At 36.3% G+C, this 12,393-nt stretch carries 15 protein-coding genes; 1 reads left to right on the plus strand and 14 read right to left on the minus strand.

What is annotated here, in order from left to right:
* The 9 genes from ABUA27_RS00405 to ABUA27_RS00450 form a co-directional block, all read right to left on the minus strand.
* On the minus strand, positions 1 to 1,213 hold a 1,213-nt coding region (locus tag ABUA27_RS00405; RefSeq protein ID WP_349820026.1), incomplete at its 3' end, for an IS3 family transposase.
* Positions 1,214 to 1,606: 393 nt separating this feature from the next.
* Positions 1,607 to 1,996 carry a flavodoxin family protein BilS gene (gene bilS / locus ABUA27_RS00410; protein ID WP_349820027.1) on the minus strand — a complete coding sequence of 130 codons (390 nt, stop codon included), beginning with the start codon at positions 1,994 to 1,996 and terminating at the stop codon, positions 1,607 to 1,609.
* A gap of 48 nt (positions 1,997 to 2,044) precedes the next feature.
* Positions 2,045 to 2,728, minus strand: a complete 684-nt coding sequence (locus tag ABUA27_RS00415) for a hypothetical protein (RefSeq protein WP_287846670.1) — start codon at positions 2,726 to 2,728, stop codon at positions 2,045 to 2,047.
* Between the two features lie 2 nt (positions 2,729 to 2,730).
* Complete coding sequence (locus tag ABUA27_RS00420) at positions 2,731 to 3,165, minus strand: MarR family winged helix-turn-helix transcriptional regulator (RefSeq protein WP_287846669.1); 435 nt, start codon at positions 3,163 to 3,165, stop codon at positions 2,731 to 2,733.
* 132 nt (positions 3,166 to 3,297) lie between these two features.
* Positions 3,298 to 3,465 (minus strand): DUF6219 family protein, encoded by a 168-nt coding sequence (locus ABUA27_RS00425; protein ID WP_349820028.1) that lies wholly within the window; start codon positions 3,463 to 3,465, stop codon positions 3,298 to 3,300.
* Between the two features lie 241 nt (positions 3,466 to 3,706).
* Positions 3,707 to 5,641: an immunoglobulin-like domain-containing protein gene (locus tag ABUA27_RS00430; RefSeq protein ID WP_502879937.1), complete on the minus strand. Its 1,935-nt coding sequence runs from the start codon at positions 5,639 to 5,641 to the stop codon at positions 3,707 to 3,709.
* A 5-nt stretch (positions 5,642 to 5,646) separates the two neighbouring features.
* Positions 5,647 to 6,186 (minus strand): VWA domain-containing protein, encoded by a 540-nt coding sequence (locus tag ABUA27_RS00440; protein ID WP_287969441.1) that lies wholly within the window; start codon positions 6,184 to 6,186, stop codon positions 5,647 to 5,649.
* Entirely contained in the window at positions 6,158 to 6,568 is a 411-nt protein-coding gene (locus ABUA27_RS00445; protein ID WP_288835269.1) for a VWA domain-containing protein, read from the minus strand. The genes ABUA27_RS00440 and ABUA27_RS00445 overlap by 29 nt, the downstream gene beginning before the upstream one ends.
* Before the next feature lie 792 nt (positions 6,569 to 7,360).
* Positions 7,361 to 7,939 (minus strand): RQC-minor-1 family DNA-binding protein, encoded by a 579-nt coding sequence (locus ABUA27_RS00450; protein ID WP_317374948.1) that lies wholly within the window; start codon positions 7,937 to 7,939, stop codon positions 7,361 to 7,363.
* Positions 7,940 to 8,198: 259 nt separating this feature from the next.
* Between ABUA27_RS00450 and ABUA27_RS00455 the strand changes: the two genes are divergently transcribed.
* Entirely contained in the window at positions 8,199 to 8,384 is a 186-nt protein-coding gene (locus ABUA27_RS00455) for a cupredoxin domain-containing protein (protein WP_022424722.1), read from the plus strand.
* Positions 8,385 to 8,602: 218 nt separating this feature from the next.
* On the opposite strand, the gene ABUA27_RS00460 is transcribed toward ABUA27_RS00455, so the two are convergent.
* The 5 genes from ABUA27_RS00460 to ABUA27_RS00480 all read right to left on the minus strand — a co-directional run bounded on the left by ABUA27_RS00460 (position 8,603) and on the right by ABUA27_RS00480 (position 12,218).
* Positions 8,603 to 8,740, minus strand: a complete 138-nt coding sequence (locus ABUA27_RS00460; RefSeq protein ID WP_238634629.1) for a hypothetical protein — start codon at positions 8,738 to 8,740, stop codon at positions 8,603 to 8,605.
* Positions 8,741 to 8,845: 105 nt separating this feature from the next.
* The gene (locus ABUA27_RS00465) at positions 8,846 to 10,513 is read right to left on the minus strand and encodes a recombinase family protein (protein ID WP_349820029.1); all 1,668 of its coding nucleotides are present in this window, start codon (positions 10,511 to 10,513) and stop codon (positions 8,846 to 8,848) included.
* Positions 10,514 to 10,563: 50 nt separating this feature from the next.
* On the minus strand, positions 10,564 to 10,716 hold the full coding sequence (locus ABUA27_RS00470; RefSeq protein WP_169737582.1) for a hypothetical protein: 153 nt from the start codon (positions 10,714 to 10,716) through the stop codon (positions 10,564 to 10,566).
* Between the two features lie 40 nt (positions 10,717 to 10,756).
* Positions 10,757 to 11,185, minus strand: a complete 429-nt coding sequence (locus tag ABUA27_RS00475; RefSeq protein ID WP_051643282.1) for a type II toxin-antitoxin system PemK/MazF family toxin — start codon at positions 11,183 to 11,185, stop codon at positions 10,757 to 10,759.
* A 604-nt stretch (positions 11,186 to 11,789) separates the two neighbouring features.
* Complete coding sequence (locus ABUA27_RS00480; protein ID WP_031476464.1) at positions 11,790 to 12,218, minus strand: RNA polymerase sigma factor; 429 nt, start codon at positions 12,216 to 12,218, stop codon at positions 11,790 to 11,792.
* Positions 12,219 to 12,393: the final 175 nt, after the last annotated feature.

Raw genomic sequence — 12,393 nt, forward strand, 5'->3', positions numbered from 1 at the left:
TGCCTGAAGAAGTGATATGACTCACAACTCGCCCGCTTACTGCATCCTTTACACATGACAGGTATTCAGTTCTATTCAGCCCGTATTTCAGATAGCTCACATCTGTAAGCAGTATCTCACCCGGTCTTGCCAGACGGAACCTTCTCTTAAGAAGGTTTGGCTTCCTGTTGCTTTTTAAGTTTTCTCTGTTCGTTTTCAATTCAGTACGCTCCCTGCGGATGGCGCATATGCAGTTGTATTTTCTCATCAGTCTGAGAATCTTGTTTCTTCCAAAATGAACACCACATATATCAGGAAGCATCATATAGATGGTGCGTGTTCCTTTTCTGAATCCCTTATAATCCATGACCTTTTTTATGTATTCAAAATCAATCTCATCCTGTCTTTCCTTCATGCCGTAATTATCATCTGAGAGTATTGAATAATAGGAAGATTTGGATATGCCAACTCTCTTTAGTATGGAACGGATGGAATAGTCATACCTGTCGTGTGGAAGGTCTCTGATCCATATGCATAATGCCTTCTTCTGTTCAGGGGAAAGGGAAGGAAGAATTTTCCTGATCCTTTCAAAATGCATCATTGACAGTTTTTCTAGTGCTCTCATCCTGTTGTGCTGAATGCGGCATCTGAACTCCTGATCACACTCAATCATCATATTATCAGAATCGCCATTCCAGGATATGAGCTGTTTCTTTATTTTATTTCGCACTCTGATAGGAAGATCAGAACCATCAATCTCAAATATGCCAAGAATTTCATCGATGGAATAACTAATGAATATTATAGCTTCATCATAGAACTGCTTTTTGAGTGTGAAATGGGTTGCAGTGCATCTCTTGATATATGGATGACCAGAGTATTTCTCTACTGCATCAGCACTTATCTTTTCTTTAGGTTTTTCTCCATCTTCAAGTTTTCTTTTTAATTCATATATTCTATGATATCCGACTTTATTGGGATCAAGACCATAAGATTCAAGCAGGGATTCAATGGACACAGAAGGATATTCCTTGAAGGCTTTATCGATGAAATCAGAACTAAAATTAATTCCTTTTCTTGATTTAACGAATACTCTGGAGTCAATCAGAAATGAATTATCATATAATTCAACTGAATATAGGCTCTGTCCAAATACTTTATTCTTTCCGTTAGTAGGACGACCATAGCGCTTAAAGTTAATGATGATGTTATTTATTATAATTTTCCCTAACATCGAACAGTCAAAGCCGAATGATTTAAGTGTTTCTCTTATCTGAAAGGTAGATGGCTGCTTGATCCATTCATCATATAGGATGCATCTGAATTCATGTGTTAATGTAAGTCTGTCTTGTTTTATGTCTTTGACATAGGGCGATTTAGAAAGTAACTCAATTTCTTCATTAGTGAACCTTTTTGGCATAGCATAATTTCAACAACGAAATGAAAAAAAGATACCCACAAGGTGGGTATCACAACTGTCAGGTTGTTGTCCTCCTTATGGGTACCATTTTACATCCCCTTATGCTTTAATTTTAGCTATCAAATTATTCAAATCATTTTCATCAGGATGTGTTAAAGCTTGATCAAAATTATCAATGAGCATATCAATATTAGGCATATGATCAGGCTATGCCTTCATTTTTACATATCGATCACGTACAGATTGTGGCATCTTACCCTGGCACATATGTTCACCTACAATTGTATTACTTGCATCAATGCTTGTTTTCATATTATTTAGAATTCTCTGGAAATATTCTTCACTTACTCCAAATCCTGCTGTACCAAATAAGAAAATCTTCTTATTCTTTAAGGCTTCTAATAGTTTAAGAGTTGCTGCATCCGCATTACCTTTATCTGTCCAGAAACCAATATAAAACATATCTGAATCTACTTTTTTACATGGTCCAAAATAATCACAATCTTCTTCAGCTGGCGTGTCATGAATAGCCTCTGCAAGCATCTTTGTATTACCTGTTGGAGAACTATATAGTATTGAATATCTTTCTTGTTCCATCATTTCTACCTCACTTAATGATTTATTACAATACTATATAACACTATTCTAATTAAATAATAGCTGTAATCCCATTACAATCACCCACATATAGGCACATGTTTTAGGAATCATTAACAAACCAATTTTAGGTTTTTTCTTACTTAATAAAGTGACTGGTAAATAACAGCCAAATGAGATAATAATAGCTGCAACCATTCTAGTCATGTGAAGATTACCAGTATTACCGCTCATTGCATATAGAATAATAATTCCAATACCAGTAACTGCAAATACGGCATTTCTGATAATAGATAGTTTTAAGTTACCTTCATCCCCACACCAGTCATTTTGTGGTAAGAAACATACTACAATTCTAATGATTGCGGAAATGTAGATCATTGCTTCTACAATAAATGGAGCAAAAAGAGTTGGGAATGTGAGTTTCCAGATATAAAGTAAGATAATATAGAAAACAGTCATAGTAATAGAAGAAACCTGCAAACCTATACCAAGTTGTCTCTTAATTTTTTCATTAGTTCCTTTGAATGCTCTTATAATTCTAGGAACTAAGTGGAAGGCATCACCACCACATAATGTAAGAGTTAAGATACCATATAGTATAAATAACATATTGCCATTTGCGTTTGTAAGGAAGATTACACCAGCTACTAAGTCAAATAATAAGTAACAAGTATCAAAGATAGCCTCCATGATATCTGGCATTTTAGGTACATATTTTTGGTTATTCATAATCATAATCCTTTCTTTTGAATGCATTCTTCCGCATTCCTACAAATTTTTTCAAATACATTACGACATACTTTTATTTCTTCGTCAGTTAAACCTTGAAGCATGTCATGCGCAAATTGATTTTGAACATCTAATCCTTCTTTAACGATTTCATTGGCTGAATCCTGTAAATATAGCTCCACTCGCTTTTTATTGCTTGAAGATGTCTTCTTAGTAATATAACCACGTTCTTCTAATACTTTTAAAGCGGTCGAGACATGAGATTTTGTCGATTTTCTTATTCTAACAATATCCGCTGCTGTATTGTACTCTGGATTATGATACAAAAACATCAGTATGTCATATTCCATCTTTTTAAGATGATACTTATCACAAGTAGATGCGGTTAACATCTCATAATAAAGAGTAATCGTCTTATGTTGATCCCAGAAATACATATTAAGCCCCCTTTTTTTATCGTTCTATTTAGAACTTCTATGTTCTATATAGAACATTATAGGTATATATATATCATTGTCAAGGATATTGAGCACAAAAAAAGCCAGTATATTCCATACCGACTGTATTCATTAGTTCCTAGAAGTCATTTTGTATCCTGAATAAATAGACATAATCATACAAATAAGTGCAATAACACCAAATATTGCATGAATCATATGATTTTTTACATGTCCTGTTAAAAAAGTACAGATCATAGAAAGCAGCGCTCCTATAGACCAATATTTATGTGATTTCATTATACATCCCCTTTAGATTAGTCTGCCCTAACTATGATAACATAGTGTAAAAAAGATGTAAATATATAAGTGATCTTCTCTAACTCTACCGATTATTCTATAACTAATAGTAGAGCAAAAGTATTTATGTTCATTTATAACCCCTGGTTATTTTAAATTACCAGTTTTTGTTGATCTTAAAACGCAAGAAAGACAGCCGATTTCTCGACTGTCCCTTGGTTAAATATATATCTTAGTTATACTATGATACTTTCTTTTTCTTTAGTAATGCGAGTAATGCAATACCACTTACTGCAAGTAATGCAATCACTGCAGATACGTTTGTAGAATCGCCTGTCTTAGGAGCAACTGTAGTAGTTTTATTGTTATCCTTGCTTGGAGCAGAAGCTTTTTCTTTCACTGTAACCTTAATAGTCTTTGTGCAAGATGCGCCTTTACTATCTGTTACTTTGTAAGTAACTTCATATACGCCAGGCTTAGATGGATCAACTGTATTCTTTAAGATTTCAATCTTATCAGTTAAATTACCATCTTCTTTATCCTTTGCAGAAACGCCTTCTTTTGGATCAAACTTATCACCGACTGTGATTTCCTTATCAGTTACATCAATAGTTTGTGCTTCGTTAAGAGGTTCAATCTTAGGATTTACAGTAACTGTAATAGTCTTAGTGCGAGATGCGCCTTTACTATCTGTTACTTTATAAGCGACTTCATACTTACCAGCCTTAGTTGTATCTACTTCATTCTTCAATACTTCAATCTTATCAGTAAAATTTCCATCTTCCACGTCTTCTGCTGTGACATCAGCCTTAGGATCAAATGTATCACCAACTGTAAGAGTCTTATCTTCAGCTTTAATGATTGGTGCTGAATTTATAGGTTCCATCTTTGGATTTACAGTAACTGTAATAGACTTAGTGTATGATGCACCCTTGCTGTCTGTTACCTTGTAAGTTACTTCGTACTTACCAGGTTTAGTTGTATCTACATCATTCTTTTTGATTTCAATCTTATCAGTTAAGTTTCCATCTTCAGCGTCTGTTGCAGTTACATCAGCCATAGGATCAAATGCATCACCAACTGTAAGATTCTTATCTACGGCTTTAATGATTGGTGCCGCATTTAGAGGTTCCATCTTTGGATTTACTGTAACCTTGATAGTCTTAACATGAGATGCGCCACCGCTATCTGTTACCTTGTAAGTTACTTCATACTTGCCAGGTTTAGTTGTATCTACTTCATTCTCTAAGATTTCAATCTTATCAGTGATATCTCCATCTTCTTCGTCTTCAGCAGTTACATCAGCTAATGGATCAAATTCATCGCCAACTATAAGAGTCTTATCTGTTGTCTTAATCACTGGACATGCATTAAAATCTGCAGTTTTTGGATTAACAATAACCTTAATTGTAGTTGTATAAGATGCGCCTTGAGTGTCTGTTACCTTGTAAGTAACATCATAAATACCAGGTTCATTAACATTGACATCATTCTTTAAGATTTCAATCTTATTAGTGATATCTCCATCTTCTTCGTCTGTTGCAGTTACATCAGCCTTAGGATCAAATATATCACCCACTTCAATTGTCTTGTCAGTTGCTTTAATAACTGGTGCTGAATTCATTTGCACCCAGTTCATAACCCAAGTTGCATTGTAAGTGATGTTCTTTGTAACCTTTTCTTCAACTGCAGGTGACCATCCTTTGAATGTATAACCTGCTCTTGTAGGTGTTTCATCAAATTTAGGTGTTGGTGTACCTACTACTAAATCAGGAATTACCTTATCTTCAAATACGACTTCACCATCAACGCCATCAGTATAAGTAACTGTATAACGTGACTTGATTCCTGTTGCACCTGGAATTGGGAATTTAACTTTACTTCCATCAGGCATAGCAATATATGTTTCACCATTTAATGGATAAAGTTTTCCTTCTTTAAATTCAGGATGATCAGCATCTAATGTAACATAGTATTCTAACTCATAAGTATAATAAGTCTTAGTACCTTCTGTTGTAGTCGTTGCATTTGCAAGTTTCCACTTAAAGCCACTTGTATCCTGCTGTACAGATGGAGGTAATTGACTTACTGATAAAAATGGAGCAGCTCCATCAAATACTTCTAAGTCTTTACCAGTAATACTAGTGGTAACACTTTCAGAAATAGCCTTAAACACTTTAGCTAAATCATCAGCATCACTTGAATCATATGCTTTATCACGACTTGTTGCGAACTGCCTTTTAAGAATTCAGAAACTGTAGGACCATCTTCATATGCTTTATCTTTTGCTGCCCCATAACATACTGTATAAACTGTAGACTGATCTTTTAGAAGATTAGCATCTTTAGATGTTGCTTCAACAGTTTTTTCACTACCTTCTCCACCATCACCAGCTAAATCATATGTTATGCCATCAATTGTGACATGTGTATGTAAAAAAGTACATCCACCTTCACAATCTTTAAGATAATAAGTAGGTGTTCCATCAGTTAATACGACTGTATTTCTGTTGTCTTTTTGAATTTGTTTCACTGCATCTTTTAAGAATAAAGATGTGGCTTGTTTAATACCAGCATCTAGGTTTGTTCCACCACCAGCTTTTAGATTTTTGATTGCTTCAAATGCTTTGTTTTTACCTCTAGTAGAAGAGACATCCGTCCAATTTAACGGTACTTCAACATGAGTTGCAAAATCAACAACCGCAAGATAACGGTCCAACATTTTCTTTATCACCAGCATATGAATTCACAAAAGCATTTGCTGCTGCTTTTAAGTTTCTAATACGATTGCCATCCATACTTCCCGAAGTATCCACAACAAGAACTGTAGCTGACTTCTTGGTAAAAGTTTCAACCTTCTGTTTAGTAACAACCTTTAATTTCATCCTATAAGTGTTGTTACCAAGTGCTTCAGCTGTTTTATCAACTGAATGAATACCTTCTGGCAGGGTCTGATCTAATTCACCTTGAACCCACTGACCAGAATCGTTATAATAACCGTTCGTCACTACGTTATCAGTAGTAAGAGCATTCGCATTTATAGGTGCTAATGAGACACTCATCATCAATGCTACTGCATAATTCGTGAATTTCTTGACATTCATAGTTCTTTCCCCTTTCTTCAATTTTTAATTATTCGTTTACAATTGTATAAAAACAATTGCCTAAAGTGCACTTTTTAATATCTGACAATCTAGATAGTTTGTTATTAGCAAAAATAAGTTATTCTATAACATTCATATCATAAGTTTTATATTTATGTTTTCGCATCTCACCAGTTAAAGTATTTATCATTTAAAATTAATATGTTTTAAAAACCTTAATCTCATTATCTTAATCATTCATATTAAATTTGAAATGTTCCTCTTTAACCTTTAGAGCTTTTTTGCCACTTTATCATATCAATAATTATAGAAATAAGAGAGCATAGTAATATATGATTCAGCCGTGCACTTATGCAATTGATAACACAATCATTAGCAAACAATCACATACAATAGACGATTAAAAAAAATTTATTCCTCCTTCCTTTATATACCATTTCCAAAATAACACTTTTTTAATTGCCTATTACTTTCTATAAATATAGAAAACAATAGCGGTTATATTTTCGACGCCAATTACCCTACAGACTGTACCATATTTAGAAATTTATGACATGTAATAATTAAATGTGAGGTTATTTTGTTGGAATAACACAAATATGTAAGTGTATTCGCTTACATATAGTATTTACATAATACTGTATTTATAAGTGTTTAAGGATAGAACCACAAAAAACGACATGATTAACCTGTCGCAATGGACTGCTTTGTTATGGATCTTCCAATGATACAAAAAAAGTGACAGTGCAATATACATTTTGTATTTCTTGCCTGCCACTTTTTTCTTGACTCCTACACTTTATCTTTAATTGTCTTCTCTACTTCAATAATACGTCTGCCAATTCTCTTTGTTTCTATTTTTTTATAAGCTTCTAAACAAGGAATAAAATCCTTATTGCCTTCTTCCTCAATAATATCAAGTATACGTAAAATAACCTTTCTATTTACTTTGATCAATTTATGAATGACACGCGGATTATTTTCTTTTACATCCAAGCAGAACTGTTGATACAATTCCTGAGCATATGTTTCCTTCTCTATCTCCCACCCTTCATCAGAAAATACCAGCAATGGAAGACGTCCATCATATTTAATTCGAAGATAATCCTCATCAATCATCCAATCAATATAATGCATAATATCAGCTAATTTCATATCATGATAATAGCCATAAGCAGGACACTCATTTAGTTTAAGTTCTAGTACCTTCTTATCCTTAGAACCTTTTAATATCTTAGCAAGCATATTTCTTCCTGCTTTCATAATACACATATCAGCTGCTCTTAAGATCATCTTGATATCTTCTGGAGATAATTCTTTTACATTACCTGTATCAAGAACGACAGGTATTCTATTAACTCTTCTACTCATTGGTTATTTCCTCGCTTTCATATATAAATTTTAATACCACTCTGTTTATCATTCAACATAAAAGCTCTGTAAAGAGAATTACGATACAATTATCATATGCTTTGCACAAAGTCCATTTATCATTACAGGGAGCAGAAGTTAATTGTCATTTTTGAGATAACCATTTTGTTTACATATCATTCTAAATTAATTGTAAATTTTAAGATTGTATTCTTATATCACATTACCTATAATAAAGTAGAAAATAGAAGATATCAGTATGCCCACTTCAAGTATTACTCATAATTTTGTTATATCAAAACCAGATAGTGTAAAGCGTTTTGTAGATGCAATTGATGAAGCCGAGCGTGACCGCACACCTAAACAGACACTTCCTGGACGTCAGTTAACAAACCCACAGGAAATTTTAGCTTTAATGGCTAAAATGAAGAAACAACATGACTGATAAATAATTAAAACTTCTAAAAAATAGGTATTTCACTATCTCTTAGAAGTTTTTCTCATAACCAAATTTAATTATATGTCTTCTTCTAATCGTTTAAAAGTTTCTTCAACAGAAATAGAATCATTATTTTTAGCATAGTTTGAGTCAATATTCATTATCTGATCAAATTCTACTTTTTCTAATATATAAAGCCCCCTACATACATAGGAGGCTTCACTTTACTTTTTATTTATATAAAAACCACAAGGCATATCAGCTACTTCACCAATAGAAGGATCTAATGCATAGACTTCTTCTAGAGATACAATTCTTGCATCATCTGTCGTATGTTCTTTACCACATAAGAACTGCCACATACCATCCTCATCATGAGATTTATATAAGTAATAGGTTCTTCTTTATTTAATACATGATTGCATACTATGCAAGCAGTACGAGGATCATCATTAAATGGGAACATATTATTTACTCAACAACAAGATATTTTCAACGGTATTACCTCTTTCCCACAAAACCTTCCTTACCTCCTTGCCGTCAATATAAATCGGGAAGTTAAACTCTATCGACTTCAACGGCATTTCTGACTCCCCATTCGGGTATATCTGAATTTCTTTAATGAGGTATGTGATAAGGCTTTTCTTTTCCTCGTCACTCATTATAGCATATAACTTGCCAAAATTCTGCATGATTTTGTAAACATTGTCCAGAGTGATTGCTTCCATCTCAATGGAGCCTTTTCTTAATTTGGCGTCCTCAATGCGTTCCTCCAACTCCACCATCGTATCATACAGAGCGTCAAGCCTTAACGTCATATCATGGATTTTTCTCTCACGGTATCGGGCATCCGCAGGAAGATTGTCAATCTCATTTTCCAGACGAGCCTTGTTCAAGTCTACTTCTTTCAGTTTGTTTTCATAATTGGAAAGCTCCTTATCTACCGTACTGGTATCTGTCTGAACACCTATCCGCTTTTCAATCTCTTTAGCAAAATAGGCATCGCTTACCAACTCTTTTACAGCTTCGACTACAAGCGGCTCAATATCAGTTTTCCGTAGGGATGCTTTATAATCACAATGATGACCTCGCTCCTGCTTATTTCTTCCGCATATATAATAGTAGACTTCCTTATATGTGCCGTCTTTGTTTGTCCATGCGTGTTTATTCGTGTACATTGAACTGCCACAAATGGGGCATTTCAAAACGCCAGTCAGAAGATGCGACCTGTCTTTTCCAACCTTTGACGGCTGCTTAATTCCCGTTGCTTTCCGCTTTGCATGAACTTTCTGCCAGAGTTCCTCGCTGACAATCCCCTCATGCTGTCCGTCCTCTAAAATATAATCATCGGTATGAACCTGTTTATATTCGTTTTTTGTTCCCTTAACTTTTTCCCTTGTTCTCCTGCCATAAGCAATTTTTCCGCAGTAAACGGGGTTATCTAATATCTGCCGTATTAAATGGCTGCTCCATGTTTCTAACTTTCCATTCTGGCGGGGTATTTTCTTTATTCCTTGCAGGTTGAGATATTTTGCGACACCGCCAAGTCCTATATCTGAATTTCCGAACTTATCAAAAATAATTCGGATTGCTTCAGCTTCGGTTTCTTCTATCAAAAGCTGATTATCCTTCAGATAATATCCATACGGAGCAAAACCGCCGTTCCAACCGCCCTGTCTTGCTTTTTCCCTGCGTCCGTTCATCGTCTGCTCAATGATATTTTCTCTCTCAATCTCCGCAACTGCTGACAGAACAGATATTAAGAGCTTTCCGCTTGTCTGGGATGAATCAATCCCTTCCTCTATGCAGATTAAATTTATGCCATAAGACTGCACAAATTCTAATGAGTTTAAGATGTCAGCAGCATTTCTCCCAAAACGGGAAAGCTTATAGACCAGAATATACTCTATCTCCAGTCCGTTTTTTATGTCGGAGAGCATTTTCTTAAATGCAGGTCGCCCCTCGATTGATTTTCCAGACTTTCCTGCATCCTCATAAATGCCGACAATCTCCATTTCCTCACGGTCTGCAAACCGTTTTAAGCTGTTTTTCTGACCTTCAAGACTGTATCCGTCAACCTGCATCTCGGTACTTACTCTCGGATACAGAACACATTTCTTTCCTTCTCTGTTCATTCTATCACCTCCGATATTTGGGAAAATGTGATATGTAAGGTTGCGTAAAACTACGCAACACAATCCAATTCCTGCAAAACAAATCTTCCATACTTCTCAACAATCTGCACCATAGCTTTCATAAAAGTATCGAAGTTTTCGGCTTCATCAACCTTGCTTTCGTGCTGCTGTTCTGCATTTGTGGACGCTTTGACATTTTCCATTTGGCTACCTCCGCAAAACAAAGCGGCTGTATGCCCTAAATTATAGAGATACAGCCGCCGCTTGACCAATGTGCAAATCCCTCTGTTTCCTCTGATTTGCACATTTCCTTTCGAGTTTGTTATTGAGTGAAATACTAATGGCAAGAGCCTTATCAACTCTTGCCATTATGTTATCGGGCATCATTCCCATATACTGTTTTAACCTCCGCTTATCAATCGTCCGTATCTGCTCAAGCAGAATGATTGAATCTTTGTCGAGCTTATCAAAATCTGTTACCTCGGTGTGTGTCGGGAGCTTCGCTTTCGTGTGTGTACGGCTCGTTATCGGAGCAATAATAACTGTCGGGCTGTGCCTGTTTCCCGTATTGTTGGAGATAACAAGAACAGGTCTTGTGCCGCCCTGTTCCGAGCCGATAACAGGATTAAGCTCTGCATAATAAATGTCGCCACGCTTAACAATTCTTTCCATAAGTGTCTGACCTCCCATCAGAATTTAGGCAGGCGTGACCTGCCTATGTAACAGCCAGACACAAGGAAGTAATTAAGGTCGGGAGAGCATTAACAAAATCTCTGTTCTTATGACCGCCTTATATCTGGCTTTATGATAGGAGCATCTCTATTTGTCCTCGACACCCCGAAATGCAGGTGCGTCCGTAAACGCAGGGAAGTCGCCAAACGGTCAGCAGCGAACTGACGCCACGGGAGTTCCACCCCAACTGTCGGTCTGACAGAGCCGCCCTCATTGCCTGCGACGGGTTGGATACCGTTCGGGCTGTGACTGGACGGGAGTACCATTGTTCTCTTTGCGGGTCATGGCGAAATCGGGAGCTGCCCGATATTTTCAGTCGGTAAAGTTAGGCTCACCACCACCTTTCTGTCGCTCGCTGCCGCTTGGCAGGTCTTGGCGTACCGCTGCACACGCTTATGCTCATCACAATCACAAAGAGGAAGTATTTGGCGAATGAGTATTCGGTTGTCAAGGAACAAGCCCGTTTTCGCCACACAAAAGAAAACGGGGCGAAGGTTTTTACGCCTTACACCCCATAGTCCTTGAGAAACCTTTATTTTCCCCTCTACTCAAAAAACTTTTTTAATTTTTCTTTGAGCCTGTCCATTCGCCTGTAAACCGCTTTCTCTGTAACACCCAGATACGATGCGATTTCACGGGTAGAAAAGCCATGTATCTTCATCAAGGCAATTTGCAGGGTCAGCTTGTCCACCTTAATCAAAACCTGATAGAGCTTCTGATTTTCAATATTGTCCAGAAAATCCTCAACTGTTTTTACTTCGGGCTGTGCCGTGTCCTCGGCAAATTCCTCAAGATATGTACTCGCATCCTGCAACCTGCGGTAAAACTTCCTGTCAGAATTAAAGACCGCCCAATCGTAAATACGGAGTTTTTCGATGGTGTCCTCGCTGACACCTAAGCTCCGCAGTTTCTTTTCCTCAGCTTCTTTCCAGAGCCGCCATTTCTTTTCTTCTCTGCCATAATTGAATGACATTCTCTTGACCTCCAATCTGAAATTTTTTGAAAAATCCAGATTGGTCGGCGGGGAACGGCATCTTACGCCGCAAAAATGCTTTTGACGGCGTTCTGCAAAAAACGACAAAAGAAAAACCGCAAAGGCTGTAACACCTTCACGGTTATAGGAGATTAAACTTCTTTTGAGTAGAAAT

The sequence above is a fragment of the Catenibacterium sp. RTP21428st1_D7_RTP21428_210409 genome (genome assembly GCF_040227455.1).
Lineage (GTDB): Bacteria > Bacillota_I > Bacilli_A > Erysipelotrichales > Coprobacillaceae > Catenibacterium > Catenibacterium mitsuoka_A.